Origin of the sequence: Paenibacillus gorillae (assembly GCF_000513275.1) — a bacterium.
GTDB lineage: Bacteria > Bacillota > Bacilli > Paenibacillales > Paenibacillaceae > Pristimantibacillus > Pristimantibacillus gorillae.
On the sequence record NZ_CBVJ010000017.1, the window covers coordinates 53,958 to 69,487 of the forward strand.

Below are 15,530 nucleotides of genomic sequence, written 5' to 3' on the forward strand. Positions count from 1 at the left end.
TCTGTTGTTTTCATAAGCTATGGTTTATTTAGCTGCATTTCTGAATTGTTCACTCAGTCCAGACACAGCAACAGCTTTCTATTCCTAGCATAAGCTGGAATGGAGGCACTTTGGACAGGCAACAGGAGAAGATTTAGCCGCTTAAATTTCAAAGGCTGTTCATTTTTTTAACAGGACATCTTCATATCTAGTTCAATTGGTACAAATTTCATGTTAAAGTGTCATTATATGAAAAAAGGTAATTGGCCGGACGAAAGTAGGTAATGAGGGGCCGGATTGTAACCGATTCAGGAAATGCAACGTAATGATTAGTATTAGTTATGAAGAACGTTGAATGGGCCCCATTCTCTTTTCAAAAGTGTATTCCGTATGGGGCAGGGGAGGTGTAAGTTTTGTCGACGAGCAAATATATCAAGCTGCTGGTAATCATCGCTGCGGTGGCGGCACTGGATATTTACGTGCTATCGCCCGGTTTACTGGGAATCACAATTGGCGGGACGGCACTCTCGACGGCCATTGGGGTCACGCTGCTGCTTGCAAGCGCGCTTGTCATCATATACGGCAGCTATGCATTACTGTTTAAGCAGCCGGTCGTATTGCCTGTCAAGGAGATCGCTACGCATGAAGACTACGTGGAATCGCTGACTGCCTATAAGCAGATTAAGGTCCTTGAGGAAGATGTTAACGTTTCCTTGGAGCAGCTGGATCGAATCCGTAAGAAAAAGGATACGCTGCTGAACGTCCTGAACCAGCGTTTCGATGCATCCGAGCTGAGCTACAAGAAATTTGCTTCCGTCACGTACGAGGTGGAGAAGCTGTTTTATCTCAATATCCGCAGCATGCTGAGCCGGCTGCAGCTGTTTGACGAGGCGGAGTTCAAGCGGGTAATCACCCAGAAACCGGCAACGTTTTCACGGGAACTCATCCAGGCGAAGGTGGACGTGTACAACGACTACTTGTCCTACATAAAAAGCTCCATAGGCACCAACGAGGAAATTTTATTGAAGCTGGATAAGCTGCTGCTGGAAATATCCCGGCTGGACAGCTTTGAGCCCGGAGATATCGAGAATATGCCTTGCATACAGGAGATCGATTCGTTGATTAAGCAAACTAAATTTTATAAACAGTGAGGTGCAGCATGAAAAAGAGCAAATTTTTTCTGCTATCCGGCATTATGTTGGTTGTTGTTTTCATAATTGTTTTTGTGGGTGTCAATCTGACTTCCAATCTGGGAAAAACCAAGACGGAGGTAGCCTCCGAGGATGCGGGTAAGCGGCTAAATAAGTTGTATTCCAATATTTCCGTATCTACTGATACACCGGTTAAAGGGCAAATCGACCTGAATCCGGCCGATATTGCAGAATCGCTTCCGGATATATCGAAGTTTCCGATTACGGTGAACAACACGACCGATCAGTTCGTTGAAATTTTCTCGTCGATTGAGAAAGGCGGTACGGGCGTCGACGGGTGGCTGACCGATGTAGCGACGGAATTCAATAAAGCGAACATTACGATTGACGGCAAAAAGGTATCGGTAAAGCTGCGGAACATCGCTTCCGGCACGGCGACCGATTTTATTAAATCGGGCAAATACGTACCCGACGCGTTCACTCCTTCCAATGAGCTGTGGGGGGAAATGGTCAAGGCAAGCGGAGTAAAGACACAACTGGTCTCCAAGCGTCTTGTCGGCAATGTGCCGGGGATCGTCATCTCCAAGGTCAAATACGATGCGTTAATTGATAAGTATGGCGCGGTAAACGTCAAGACCGTGACGGAGGCGATCTCGAACAATGAGTTCTCCATGGGTTACACAGACCCGTTTGCGAGCTCTACGGGATTGAACTTCCTGGTAACGGCCCTTAACACGTTCGACAGCAACGATCTATTGGGAGCGAAGGCTGTTCAAGGATTTGAACAGTTCCAGGCGAATGTGCCGTTCATCGCATCGACTACGATTCAAATGCGGGAAGCAGCGAAGTCCGGTATGCTCGATGGATTTGTACTGGAATACCAGACGTATTTTAACGCAGATGATCTGAAGAACGGTTATGTGTTCACTCCGTTTGGCGTAAGGCATGACAGTCCGTTGTACGCCCTGGGCGACTTGCCGAAGGCGAAGCAGAACATTATTAAGAAGTTTGCCGAATTTGTTGAGCAGGAGAAATATCAGACGAATGCTAAGACGAAGGGCTTCAATCTTCTTAATGAGTACCAGTCGGAGCTTGCGACGGTGAATGGCAGTCTCTTGTCCTCAGCCCAGAAGCTCTGGAAGGAGAAGAAAAACGGCAGCAAGCCGATTACAGCCGTGTTCGTAACCGACGTCTCCGGCAGTATGGACGGCGAACCGCTTAATCGTCTGAAAGAGTCGCTGATCAAAGGACAGAAGTATTTGGGTAAGGACAACAGCATAGGCCTTGTTTCCTATTCGAGCAGCGTCACGGTCAATCTTCCTATTGCGAAGTACGATACGAACCAGCAGTCCATGTTCGTCGGTGCAGTTAACAGTCTGCAAGCAAGCGGGGGAACTGCTACGTTTGACGGCATCGTTGTGGCGATGAAAATGCTGGAGGATGAGCTGGCGATCAATCCAAATACGAAGCCGATCATCTTCGTCCTGAGTGACGGTGAGACGAATGAAGGCTATTCGCTCAAGGATATTAAGGGTCTGATTGAGACGTATAAGGTGCCGATCTATACAATCGGATACAATGCGAACATTAAGGCGCTTCAAAGTATTTCGAGCATTAACGAAGCGGCAAGCATTAACGCAGATGTCGATGATGTCGTCTACAAAATCGGTAATTTATTCAACGTACAAATGTAATTTATAACTAGAATGGGGGATGGCAGAATGTCATTTACAATGGAGTTGCCAAGCGAACAAGAAATTAAGACAGCGATCGAGGAGCAGGTGAAGCCTGTTCCCGAGGAAGTGTTAAAGCTGAAAGAAGCGGCTGAGACGAATGTCGCAGCTATTATGGCGCTTGATATTGAATCGTTGGAGAAGCGCAGAGATATTCTGAAATCGATTGATACCTTTGGCCTAACTACAATGCGTACATCCTCGGATAAAAATGCTTTGCTGCAAGTCTCGGTAGGTAATCTTGCCAAAATCCGGAGAGGATGGCGGTCAGGTCGCGCGAGGCTTGGCGGAGCTTCACATTCAGCTGAAGGATCTCGATCCGAGTGCGATCGATTTCACCAAGACGGGAATTCTCGGCAAGCTGTTCAACCCGCTGCGCGCTTATTTCCTCAAGTATCAAAAAGCCGACGGCATTATCGCGGATATCGTTATCTCGCTCGATAAAGGCAAGTCAACGCTGAAGAATGACAATACGACGCTGGAAATTGAACAGCAGCTGCTCCGGGACTTGACGAAAAAGCTGCAAAAGGAAATTCAGCTAGGGGTCATGATGGACGAATCGATTGAAACCCAGATTGAAGCGGCCAAATTGCGCAGCGAAGATCCGGAGAAGATTCGTTTCATTACGGAAGAAGTATTGTTCCCGATGCGTCAACGGGTAATGGATATGCAGCAGATGCTGGTCGTCAACCAACAAGGCATTATGGCGATTGAAGTCGTCATTCGGAACAACAAAGAGCTGATTCGCGGCGTGGACCGGGCGAAAAACGTGACCGTATCGGCGTTGAAAATTTCTGTAACGGTAGCCGGTGCACTGTACAATCAGAAGATCGTACTGAAAAAGATTGAGATGCTGAATCAAACGACAAATGAACTCATAGCGAATACATCCAAAATGCTCAGCTCGCAAGGGGCTGCCATTCATAAGCAATCGCTGGAAGCCAGCATCTCCGTCGATACGTTGAAGCAAGCCTTCACGGATGTGCTGTCCGCGCTGGATTCCATAAGTGCCTATAAGCAAGAAGCTTTGCCGAAAATGCGGGATACGATCGACCAGTTCCGGGAACTGGCGGATAAAGGCGAGAAGCAAATTGTACGCCTCGAGCGGGGACATCGGCTCGGGCTGTAATCGAAGAAGGGAAGCCGCGTCTAGCGCGGCTTTTTTTCATTTGTTTAATTCCGATAGAAATAGTTGAAAATTGCTGTTGACAAAGCAAACAATCCGATATAATATTGCGTTACAGGAATTGATTATCACAATATAATAAATATTAAGACTCACTTGACAAAAAGAGGTCTTATTTTCCCGCTTGGGAGAATAAGGCCTTTTTATTTTATCAATATACCAACTATACGCATGTGTATAGTTGTATTTGACAACGAAAGGCAGTGTGGTCAATGAGCCAAGCAGCAGTCGAGTTTCAACAGGTAACGAAAAACTATGGTTCGGGCAACGTGCTTGAAAATTTCAATCTGGTTATTCCGAAGGAAAAGATTGTAACGATTATCGGCCCGTCCGGCTGCGGCAAAACAACGCTGCTGAAGATGATTAACCGGCTGATCGAGCCAGAGGCAGGAAGCGTGCTGCTAGGCCAGCAAGACATTGGCGAGCTTAATCCGGTGGAGCTGAGAAGAAGCATCGGCTACGTCATTCAACAGATTGGATTGTTTCCCCATATGACCGTGGAGCAGAACATCTCAATCGTTCCCCGGCTGAAGGGAGAGAAGAAGGAGCATCTTGTGGCGAGAACGGCAGAGCTGCTGCAGCTGATCGGACTGGAGCCTGAGCAATACCGGGGCCGTTACCCCCATGAACTGAGCGGCGGGCAGCAGCAAAGGATCGGCGTAGCGCGTGCGCTTGCCGCCAATCCATCGATCATTTTGATGGACGAACCATTCAGCGCTCTCGATCCCATTAGCCGCGTTCAGCTCCAGAAAGAGCTGATCAAGCTTAATGAGCAAGTGCGGAAGACGATCGTATTCGTCACTCACGATATTGACGAGGCGCTGAAAATCGCAGATATCGTGGTCCTGTTGAAGGGGGGGCAAGTGATTCAACAAGGCTCGCCGAAGGAGCTGCTGGAGAGGCCGGCGCATGAATTCGTCAGAGAGTTTCTGGGGCAGGAAAGGTTCCAACTCGCCTACAGCATTTAGAACGGGCATTAGCAGAGACGCGCCGCAATTAATCCCATTGAAGGAGAGAAATGCATGCATCAATTATGGACGACCTTTCAGGCGAGCTGGGAAGTTTTATTGGAAAAAACTCAGGAGCACATTTACTTATCACTTGTGTCCGTCGTATTGGCTTGCCTGATCGCCATCCCGCTCGGCATTTACCTCTCGACTCACCGGCGGCTCGCAAACTCCGTCATTACAACCGTATCGGTTATCCAGACGATACCGAGCCTTGCGCTGTTCGGCTTTATGATCCCGCTGCTGGGCATCGGTCCAAAGCCTGCGATTTTCGCATTAACGCTGTACGCGCTCATGCCGATTTTACAGAACACGTATGTAGGCATTAATGGCGTGAACCCGGCGTTGATCGAGGCGGGCAAAGGTCTTGGCATGACGCGCTGGCAGCTGTTATGGATCGTCCAGCTTCCGATTGCCAGAGTCGTTATTATGGCCGGTGTCCGGCTCGTTGCGGTACAGACGATCAGTATGGCGACCATCGCCACCTATATCGCGGCAGGCGGCCTTGGCGACATCATTACAAACGGGATGAGTATGATGGACACACCGACGATCTTGCTAGGCGCAATCCCAGTATCGCTGCTCGTCATTCTAATCAATATATTGCTGCTGCAGTTGAATCGCTGGCTGACTCCCAAAGGTTTAAGCGATGAAAAAACCAGCGGTCAGCATTAACGCCAATACCAAAAAGAGGAGAGCTGTACTATGAAAAAACTCAATCGTTTATTAAATAAAACGACATTGCTGGCTTTGCTAATTGCCTTAATGACGGTGACTGCCGCCTGCTCCAGTTCAGGCTCAGGCTCCAGCTCCAACAAAATTGTAATCGCAACGAAGGGCTTTACGGAATCTGACATTTTGCAGCAGGTGCTGAAGCTGATCGTTGAGAACGATACGGACCTGAAGGTCGAGACGATCAAGCTGGACAACAACCTGCTCTGGGAGGCCACGAAGAAGGGCGATGTAGATCTGTTCGTGGAGTACACCGGAACGGCTCTTATCAACATACTGAAGCAGCAGCCGGAATACGATCCGCAGGTCGTCTATGACAAAGTGAAGCAGCAATTGCAAGAAAAAGAAAATTTGTCGCTGCTTGAGCCGCTTGGCTTCAATAATACATACGCGCTCGCAGTGCGCCGCGAAGTATCGGAGCAGTACGGCATCACCAACATTACGCAGCTTGCTGAACATGCAGGCGAGCTTATCTTCACCGCAGTTCCGCTTGTTGAAAGCGAGACCCGTCCGGACGGATACGTACAGGCGAAGAAGGCTTACGGCATTAAGTTTAAGCAGCTAAAAGGCATCACGGACCGTTCGCTTCAAGTGCAGACGATCAAGCGAAAAGAAGCGGACGCGATTCTTGTCTACTCCACGGATGGAAGCATCGCGGCAAATGATCTGGTTGTTCTGAATGATGACAAGCGGGTTTTCGTACCGTACTACGCTGCGCCGCTTATCCGGAGCGAGGTGCTGAAGGCTCATCCGGAGCTAAAGGAGGTGTTGAATAAGTTAAGCGGGCAAATCTCGGAGAGTACGATGCAGAAGCTCAACGATGAGGTCGAAAGCGGGAAGAAAAAACCGGTGGACGTAGCGAGAGCCTGGCTCGAGGAAAAAGGACTTATTGCCAAAAAATAAGAAATTCCAAATCGAAGAGGAGTGTTTCTCATGAGTGATCAAGTATTGGAAAACAAACCGGCGGCAGAACCAGCAATCCGTACTGTACGCGTACTTATTCAATCTACCCCGCGCAAAATTCGCGTCCGCTTTGGCGGCGAGACGGTGGCTGAAAGCGTGAAGGCGCTTATCGTGCATGAGCGCGGCCATCTTCCTGTCTATTATTTTCCGAGGGAAGATGTCCGATTTGATTTACTAGAACAGACTGATCATAGCACTCATTGCCCGTTGAAGGGCGACGCTTCCTATTGGACAATTCAAGCCGGAGGGCGCATCTCGGAGAATGCCGCTTGGAGCTATCCGGAAGCGATCCCGGAGAGCAAAGGGCTGGAAGGCTACATCGCTTTCTATTGGGATAGAGTCGATCAATGGTTCGAGGAAGAGGAAGAGGTATTCGTCCACCCGCGTGATCCGTATAAACGGATAGACTTTCTGCCTTCGACCCGTCATATCCGGGTAGAACTGGACGGTGTCACGGTTGCGGAGAGCCGCAGTCCGGTCATCTCATTCGAAACCGGCCAGCCTGTCCGCTACTACTTGCCGGAATCCGATGTAGTCAGTGAATATCTGCTTCCGTCCGATACGGAGACACGCTGCCCGTATAAAGGAATAGCTGCCTATCATTCTGTACAAGTTGCAGGTATTGAGCATAAAGATTTGATTTGGCGCTATAACGAACCGATTGCGGCAGCGAAGGCGATTGAAGGACGGCTTTCCTTCTATAACGAACGTGTGCAGATTTACGTAGATGGCGAGCTTGAAGTTGCGGCAAAAGCGGAACGCTCGGTGCTGGACAGCATCCGGCTTCACATCGCGTAAAGGAGGCTGAGGAATGTCCATTCCATCAGAAGCGGGACGACTGAATATTCAACAAACATCGCCTGCCGCTGCCTCTATTTCTAACTCTAGCTCACAAGTACTAGATACCGGCAGCGAACGCAGCGTTATAAAGCTTCGAGTGGACGAATGGCTTCACAATGAACAACCCATCGGGGATCGGCTGCTGTCGATCTACAATAACAGAAGTAAGGAAGAGGAGGAGCCAGTCCAATGAGCCAAACGAAACGCCAGCTGTCGCTGGGAGCGATGATGTTTTTTCCAACGGGAGAGCATATCTCCAGTTGGAGGCATCCGAAGTCAAATGCAGCAGGATCGCTGAATTTTGACCATTACAAAGAGATTGTGCAGACGGCGGAGCGCGGAAAATTCGATATGTTCTTCTACGCCGATGAGCTGTATGTCTGGGACCGTTTCGAGTCCGGCATCGCTCAGGCCAACAGCATTCGTCCCGAGCCGTTTACGCTGCTGTCAGCGCTCGCTGCCGCTACGAAGCATATTGGCTTGGCAGCGACAATTTCTACCACTTACAACGAACCATATCATATTGCCCGCAAGCTGGCTTCGCTTGATCATTTGAGCGGCGGCCGCGCGGCTTGGAATATCGTTACATCCCAGACGGATGAGGAGGCCCGCAACTTTAGTCAGGAGAAGCATCTGCAGCATGAGACCCGTTATGAACGGGCCCGTGAATTCGTCGACGCAACGCAAGGGCTGTGGGACAGCTGGGAAGACGATGCCTTGACGCTCGACAAGGAAAGCGGTGTGTTTGCCGATAAGGATAAGCTGCATAATGTGGACTTCAAAGGGAAGTTCTTCAACATTCGCGGCCCATTGAACGTCAGTCGTCCTCCGCAAGGCTATCCGGTGCTCATTCAAGCAGGCGCTTCGGAAGCTGGGAAGGAAGTAGCGGCTGCAACAGCCGAAGTGGTGTTTGCCCCGAAGGGGACGTTGGAGGATGGTCAGGCGTTGTACAGTGACCTGAAAGGCCGATTGGCCAAATACGGACGCAAGCCGGATGAGCTGAAAATATTGCCGTTCTTCATGCCGGTCATCGCCTCGACGGAAGAAGAGGCGAAGGCGCTGCTGGCAGAGGTCGAGGAGCTGACGCCCGAACGGCTTGGGCTGGATCTGTTGTCGCACTATTTGGGCCGGGATATTTCCGGCTTCCCGCTGGATGAGCCGCTGCCTTTCACTCCGGAGCTGGAAGGCTTTAATCAAAGCAAAAGCGGGCTGAAGCGGATCATTGATGTTTTGGAGGCAGAGCCGCAGCTGACGATCCGCCAGCTGTATAAGCGAATCAACAACCGCGCGATTGCAGGCACGCCGGAACAGATTGCCGATGAATTGGAGCAGTGGTTTACGAACGGAGCTGCTGACGGATTCATCATCGGCTTCCCGCATCTGCCGGCAGGAATTGATGACTTTGTCAATCTGGTCGTGCCGGAGCTGCAGCGCCGGGGTCTGTTCCGTACGGAATACCCGGAGGGAACGCTGCGCGATACGCTTGGATTCAAGCGTCCGCAGAACAGCTTTGCCTCAGCGCCAGTCGGTTAAGCAGGCAGAACAGCAGCAAAGAAGAGCACGCCGGGGCTTCCCAGCTCCAGCGTGCTTTTTGTCCCGTGTTTGCACTATTTTTCATATTCCCATTCATACACACAGGAGGCTTATGATGCGTGAATTAACGAAAGAAGATGTGATTGCTGCCGTTAAGGGCGGCTCGGTTTTTGCATCCGGAGGCGGCGGATGGGTAGAGCACGGCTTAGAGATCGGCCATGCGGCGGTAGCGCTGGGAAGGCCCAAGCTGGTGTCAGCGGATGAGCTGCCGGACGATGCAATTATCGTCACTTGTACAGCGATTGGCGCGCCTGCAGGTACAGATTGGCAGATGCTTGGCAAGGATTATGTGCGGGCGGTCCAACTGCTGATTGAACAATATGACGGTAAAATAGCTGGCGTCATGACGCCGCAAAACGGCATGTCGAGCTCGATCAACGGATGGCTTCCGGCTGCTGCACTAGGATTGGTTGTCGTGGATGCGACGGGAGATATCCGGGCACATCCGACCGGAAAGATGGGCTCGCTTGGGCTTGCTTCCCGCACAGACTTCGAGACGATTCAGGCGGTTGCCGGGGGCAAGCCGGAGCTTGGTTCCTACATTGAGCTTACTGTAAAAGGAACGCCGGCGCGCACATCGAACATCCTTCGTACGGCATCCGATATGGCAGGCGGTTTTATTGCTGCTGCACGTCATCCGCTGCCTGCAAAATATGTGAAGGAGCATGCGGCTCTTGGCGGTGTCTCCATTGCGATAGAGCTTGGCAGGGCTATTATCGCAGCGGAGCCGGAAGGGCCGGAACAGGTGCTGAAGACGATTCGCCGCAAGACAGGCGGAAGGTTCGTTGGCAAAGGCAAGATGGTCAAGAAGAACGTAAGCTATTCCGGAGCATTCGACATCGGCACCATTGAGATAGGGACAGGCAAGAAGAAGCTGAAGCTGCACATCATGAATGAATATATGGCGGTAGAAGACCATGAGGGAACGAGGGTGAGTACCTTTCCTGACGTCATTACAACCTTCAATCTCGACACTGGCCTTCCCGTCAGCGTTGGCCATATCGAGAAGGGACAGCGGATCGGTGTTTTTGTCATCGACAAATCGCTTTTACCGCTTAGCTCCAGCGTAAAGGACCCGTCGGTATACCCGGAAGTAGAGAAAGCGCTTGGCATTGAATTGTTGAAGTATGCGCTGGAGGAAGAGCCGGCGGCAGTTGCATCTGCCCATGCTTGAACGTGTGGAGGTGCTGAGCGATCCGCTCGTGCTGGACGGCGGATCGCTGACTGTGGAGCAGTTGTATGAGGTAGCCGTTAAGGGGCGTGCCGTGCGGATCGATGAGACGGCGCGGTACCGGCTTGAGGCCTCCCGCAAGCTGGTGTTCGAGCTTGCGGAGCAGGATATTCCGATCTATGGGCTAAACCGTGGAGTCGGCTGGAACAAGGATAAGGTAATCGGAAAGACGTTTTTTGAGCGCTTTAATCGAAATTTGATTCTATCCCATAGCGCAGGAGTAGGGCCTTACGCTTCCGTTGCGGAGACGAGGGCTGTCATGCTGGCCAGACTGAACACGCTGCTCCCCGGCCATTCCGGTATTGAGCCAGCTGTCGCGGAGCGGTATGCGGAATTTCTGAATCAGGGAATTCATCCGAAGCTGCCGCTGCGCGGATCAGTTGGTGCTGCTGACATTACGACCATCTCCCATATTGGGCTAGCGATGATCGGGGAGGGAGAAGTAGAGTGGTCCGGCAAAAGGATGGCAGCAGGTGAAGCGCTCCGGCAGGCTGGACTTGCGCCGCTTGCTCTCGGTCCCAAGGACGGCCTGGCGATCGTCTCCTCCAATGCTTTGTCTGCCGGGCTTGGCGCGCTTGCGCTGCAGGAGTGCGAAGCGCTGCTCGAAACGGCCGATCGGGTATACGCACTTTCGCTGGAAGCGATCCGCGGAAATGTAAGTCCGCTGGAGGAAGCTGTTCATCGGGCACGTCCCTATCCGGGACAGCTGCGGAGCGCCAGTCGTGTCAGAGCGGCGCTTCTTGGCAGCAGCTTGTGGGAGAATGCAAGTACCGAGAGTCTTCAAGACCCGCTCAGCTTCCGTGATGCTTGCCAGATTCATGGGGCCGCCTATGATGCGTTGGGCTATACGAAGGGGCAGTTGGAGCTTCACTTGAATAGCTCGGAGGATAATCCTTGCGTGCTGCTGGAGGAGCGGAAAATTGTCTCCTGTGCAAACTTTGATTCCATTACCTGGATACTTGGCTTCGAAATGCTGGGCAGTGCGCTGCATCACCTGTCGAAAAGCGCCTGCTATCGGACGATCAAGCTGGGAACACCGGCGTTTACCGGGTTGTCGCGGTTTTTGACTGCGGATGAGGAGCGCTCAATCGGTTATTGCACGGCTCAGAAAACTATCACCTCGCTGGATGCGGAAATCCGTCATCTGATCAACCCGGCATCGACCGACTATTACGCGTTGGCTGGCGATATCGAAGATCATGCCGTGAATGCGCCATTCGTCGTGATGAAGACAAGAGAAATTATTGACCGGCTGCGGTATATTATCGCGATTGAAGCACTACATGCTGCGCAAGCGATTGATCTGCACGGAGATTTGAGGCTCGGAAGGAGGACGAAGGCCGTTTACCGGGCGATCCGGGACGAAATTCCGTTTCTCGGTGCAGACCGGGATATATCGGTGGACATCGACCGCGCCTACCATGTAGTTAAGGAGGGACGCCTTCTGGAGGGGGCCGAAGCATGGTAAAGCCTGATCGGGTCATGATCGGACTTTGCGGTGTTGCGATATTCTGGGGCTTCAGCTATGTGATCAGCGGCTATTTGCTGCAGTCGTTTTCACCGGTTTTTTTATCCTTTTGCCGGATGATTATTACATCTCTATTCACGCTTACACTGTTATTCGGGAATGGAGGATTGCGTTGGCCGACTCGCAAGGAGTGGCTGCTGCTGCTTGTCTCCTCACTATTCGGTTTGTTCATTCAACAGCCTCTGTACTATTTAGGCCTGCAGTTGTCTTCAGTTGCCAATGCATCATTAATTTATGCGGCTGCACCGCTTGTGGCTGTCGTGCTGGAGAGAGTGTTTCTGGGTGTGCGGATGACTGGAGGGAAAATCGCTGGCGGCGTGCTTGGCATTGCGGGGGTTGTCGTTATTATCGGCTTGCACGATACTTCTTCCTTCCAAGTGTCGCTGGGTGATCTCCTTCTGCTCCTCGCTATGTTAGGGATGACCGTCGGCATGCTGTTCACGCCGCTGCTTGCCCGCACGATGACGAATCGGGCGATGAATCTGTATGCAAGTCCAATTGGCATTATGCTGATGGCACCTTTAGCTGCGGGAGAAGCAGTTCTGGGACGAAATGATATGACGTTTAATGGGGTTACGGCGGGACTGCTGCTGCTGTTAGGGGCGATTACGATGTATTCTGGTCTGTTATGGACGAGGGGCGTGGCATCGACAGGTCCAGGGACTGCTGCCATGTTTATGAATATTCCGCCGATCATCTCGCTTGTGGCCGGACATTATATTTTGGGTGAGCCGATTCGCGGTGTTCAGTTGGCGGGAGGGTTGCTCGTACTTGCAGGCGTCTATATATCCAGCCGATCAATACTGCGCAGACAGCCGATAGAGCAGGGGGCGGCACTTGCAGAAGAGTGAATGAAGAGAGGAACAGTGAGATAGAAGGTGTATCTCACTGTTTTTTTGTTGTTCATCTATTAGCGTTTCATATTGCTGCTATGTCCAGGTGAGAGCTTCGCGCTAGGATCCAAGTATACTTTGGCATTGTTGATAGCCGTTGGCGCCTCGCCGAATCCGACGGCAATCAGCTTCAATTTTCCAGGATAAGTCGTAATGTCGCCAGCTGCAAAAATCCCCGGTATGCTCGTCTCCATCCGCGTATCGACAACGATCGAGCCGTTCTGAATGTCCAGTCCCCATTCCAGAATAGGACCAAGTGAAGAGATGAATCCAAAATTGACGATTAGCGCGTCGCAATTAATTTCCCTTGTTTCGTTCGTTTGATTGAATGTAACGGTCAGGCTCTCGATCCCCTCGTCACCATGAAGCGCTGTAATCTCAGCTGGCGTTACGATATTGACCTTCGAATTGAAAAGCTTCTCTACGCTATGCTCATGAGCGCGGAACTTGTCCCTTCTATGGATCAGCGTCACTTCCTTCGCTACAGGTTCCAGCATGAGCGCCCAATCGACAGCCGAATCTCCGCCGCCGTTAATGACTACGCTTTTACCTGTGAAAGATTCAAGGTTGTTGACGAAATAATACAGGTTCGTACGCTCATATTGCTTCACATTAGGCAGATCCAGACGGCGCGGCTCGAATGCCCCGACACCTCCGGTAATGATAACAGACCGGCTGTAATGAGTCTCTTTATCCGTAACAATCTCGAAATGGCGCTCGTCCTTCTTAATAACTTGCAGCACCTTCTCATCTAAACATACTTGTACCGGAAAATAGTTCATTTGCTGCTTTAATTGATCCACCAGCTGCTGGGCAGTCACTTGAGGAAAGCCGGCAACGTCATAAATGTTCTTTTCCGGATAAAGTGCAGTTAATTGGCCGCCAAGCTCTGGCATACTGTCTATAATTTTAACACTTGCTTGACGCATGCCTCCGTAAAAAGCGGCAAACATGCCCGCCGGGCCCCCGCCGATAATAGTAATATCTTTGAATGTATCTGGTTGTTCAGTGGTCACGCAACATTCTCCTTCAATAAGTACATATTTTATATATTTATGTATATAAAGTTACCCTATCGATAGATAGCTGTCAATGTTTGCGTCGCTGCGATAGGGTTTCGAGGATCCGTATCGAATACCATCTTAATAGACCGAACGGGTATGAATGGGCCTTTCAATAATCATACTAGTACAATCTATAGAGATGAGGAGATAGGCTCATGAATCAATTACGGTTTTACAGACATTCGCTTCGCCGGATGGGCAAGCTTGGCGTTATTTTGCTGATAGGAGCATGTATGCTGCTTATGCAAAGCTGCTCTCGCCCGCAGGCTAATGAAGCGCAGCCGAGCCCGACGGCAACGGCAGCCGAGCCGGATCCGTTAGATCAGCAGATCGCTGCCATGTCGCTGGAAGATAAGGTTGGCCAGATGATTATTGCCGGAGTTGACGGCAAAGAAATCGATTCAGAAGCGAGCCGGATGATTAAAGAAGAGCGGATCGGCGGCATTATTTTATACGGCTCGAATATTGCGGATTTGCAAGGCATGGTAGCTTTGGTTAATGCGCTAAAGCAGGCCAATGCCGGAAACGCCATCCCTTTGCTGATCAGCGTGGATCAGGAGGGCGGCAAAGTTAGCCGGATGCCGAAGTCGTTCACCGCAATTCCCTCCAATAAAAAGGTAGGCGCAACGAATAATCCTGCTTTGGCTGAGGAGATGGGCAAGCTGCTCGCTGAGGAGCTGAAGCTGACGGGCTTTAATATGAATTTTGCCCCCGTACTGGACGTGAACAGCAATCCTGCGAATCCGATTATCGGTACCCGGTCGTTTGGATCTACAGCTGATCTCGTAAGCCGAATGGGTGTAGCGGAAATGAAGGGCATTCGCGAGAACGGGATTATACCGGTCGTTAAGCATTTTCCAGGCCATGGTGATACGTCTGTAGACTCTCATCTGGAGCTGCCGATCGTCAACAAGACAAGGGAGGAGCTTGCCAAGCTGGAATGGCTGCCTTTCGAAGCGGCAATTGAGCAGAAGACGGATGCTATTATGGTGGCGCATATTTTGTATCCGCATCTGGACCCCGACAAGCCGGCTTCCATTTCCGCCGCCATTATTGGGGATGTGCTCAGAGGGAAGATGGGGTATGACGGCGTCGTCATGACCGATGATCTGACGATGGGTGCTATTACGAAAAACTATGGACTCGCTGAAGCCGCGCTCGATTCCGTCCAAGCGGGGAGTGATATCGTGCTGATTGCTCATGGCTACGATAATGCGCTTCAGGTACGTGATTCGATTCTGAAAAGCATACAGGAGAACAAGGTCTCTATGGAGCGAATCGATAAAAGCGTTCGCCGCATTTTATCACTGAAGCAGCGTTATAAGCTGAATGATGAGACCGTTCCCGTTCCGGATTTGAAGGATCTGAATGCGCAGATCGAGGCGTGGATCAAGCGGCTGTAAGCTTGGAGCGAATGCGTAGCTCTAGGCGGGCGTTTCTCATAGCTTGCATCCCGCTGCGTCACCATTTATTCACAAATAGTCAGACAATTGCGAAATTGTTTGCCGGACATCTTGCAAGAAACACTCGTACCGTGTAAGATAAAGACATCAAAACATTGTGATTAAATTCACATAACATTTGAAGCAGTGTTCCCACCCGCAAGAAGGAACGTCCGGTTGATTGGCTT

At 50.9% G+C, this 15,530-nt stretch carries 13 protein-coding genes and 1 pseudogene; 13 read left to right on the forward strand and 1 reads right to left on the reverse strand.

What is annotated here, in order from left to right; all coding sequences use genetic code 11:
• The first annotated feature begins 392 nt into the window (after window positions 1-392).
• From TY10_RS02395 to TY10_RS02450, 12 genes and pseudogenes are all read left to right on the forward strand, one after another.
• The gene (locus tag TY10_RS02395) at window positions 393-1,130 is read left to right on the forward strand and encodes a hypothetical protein (RefSeq protein WP_042160197.1); all 738 of its coding nucleotides are present in this window, start codon (window positions 393-395) and stop codon (window positions 1,128-1,130) included.
• An 8-nt stretch (window positions 1,131-1,138) separates the two neighbouring features.
• Window positions 1,139-2,824 (forward strand): vWA domain-containing protein, encoded by a 1,686-nt coding sequence (locus TY10_RS02400; RefSeq protein WP_042160199.1) that lies wholly within the window; start codon window positions 1,139-1,141, stop codon window positions 2,822-2,824.
• Window positions 2,825-2,851: 27 nt separating this feature from the next.
• Window positions 2,852-3,992, forward strand: a pseudogene (locus TY10_RS02405) (toxic anion resistance protein).
• Window positions 3,993-4,261: 269 nt separating this feature from the next.
• Window positions 4,262-5,017, forward strand: a complete 756-nt coding sequence (locus TY10_RS02410; RefSeq protein WP_052350302.1) for an ABC transporter ATP-binding protein — start codon at window positions 4,262-4,264, stop codon at window positions 5,015-5,017.
• A 54-nt stretch (window positions 5,018-5,071) separates the two neighbouring features.
• Window positions 5,072-5,731: an ABC transporter permease gene (locus tag TY10_RS02415; RefSeq protein WP_042160201.1), complete on the forward strand. Its 660-nt coding sequence runs from the start codon at window positions 5,072-5,074 to the stop codon at window positions 5,729-5,731.
• Window positions 5,732-5,761: 30 nt separating this feature from the next.
• A complete protein-coding gene (locus TY10_RS02420; RefSeq protein ID WP_042160203.1) occupies window positions 5,762-6,691 on the forward strand; it encodes an ABC transporter substrate-binding protein in 930 nt (309 codons plus the stop codon).
• Between the two features lie 30 nt (window positions 6,692-6,721).
• Entirely contained in the window at window positions 6,722-7,549 is an 828-nt protein-coding gene (locus tag TY10_RS02425; protein ID WP_042160205.1) for a DUF427 domain-containing protein, read from the forward strand.
• A 13-nt stretch (window positions 7,550-7,562) separates the two neighbouring features.
• On the forward strand, window positions 7,563-7,784 hold the full coding sequence (locus TY10_RS02430) for a hypothetical protein (RefSeq protein ID WP_042160207.1): 222 nt from the start codon (window positions 7,563-7,565) through the stop codon (window positions 7,782-7,784).
• Entirely contained in the window at window positions 7,781-9,124 is a 1,344-nt protein-coding gene (locus TY10_RS02435) for an LLM class flavin-dependent oxidoreductase (RefSeq protein WP_042160209.1), read from the forward strand. Before TY10_RS02430 ends, TY10_RS02435 begins: the two co-directional genes overlap by 4 nt.
• 115 nt (window positions 9,125-9,239) lie before the next feature.
• On the forward strand, window positions 9,240-10,358 hold the full coding sequence (locus TY10_RS02440) for a DUF917 domain-containing protein (protein WP_202903134.1): 1,119 nt from the start codon (window positions 9,240-9,242) through the stop codon (window positions 10,356-10,358).
• Entirely contained in the window at window positions 10,351-11,883 is a 1,533-nt protein-coding gene (locus TY10_RS02445) for an HAL/PAL/TAL family ammonia-lyase (RefSeq protein WP_042160212.1), read from the forward strand. Before TY10_RS02440 ends, TY10_RS02445 begins: the two co-directional genes overlap by 8 nt.
• The gene (locus TY10_RS02450; protein WP_042160214.1) at window positions 11,877-12,794 is read left to right on the forward strand and encodes a DMT family transporter; all 918 of its coding nucleotides are present in this window, start codon (window positions 11,877-11,879) and stop codon (window positions 12,792-12,794) included. Before TY10_RS02445 ends, TY10_RS02450 begins: the two co-directional genes overlap by 7 nt.
• Before the next feature lie 59 nt (window positions 12,795-12,853).
• Here the strand turns inward: TY10_RS02450 and TY10_RS02455 are convergent, their stop codons facing one another.
• Window positions 12,854-13,789, reverse strand: a complete 936-nt coding sequence (locus TY10_RS02455; RefSeq protein WP_238327415.1) for an NAD(P)/FAD-dependent oxidoreductase — start codon at window positions 13,787-13,789, stop codon at window positions 12,854-12,856.
• A 266-nt stretch (window positions 13,790-14,055) separates the two neighbouring features.
• Between TY10_RS02455 and nagZ the strand changes: the two genes are divergently transcribed.
• Window positions 14,056-15,303: a beta-N-acetylhexosaminidase gene (nagZ, locus tag TY10_RS02460; protein WP_155985660.1), complete on the forward strand. Its 1,248-nt coding sequence runs from the start codon at window positions 14,056-14,058 to the stop codon at window positions 15,301-15,303.
• Window positions 15,304-15,530 lie beyond the last annotated feature (227 nt).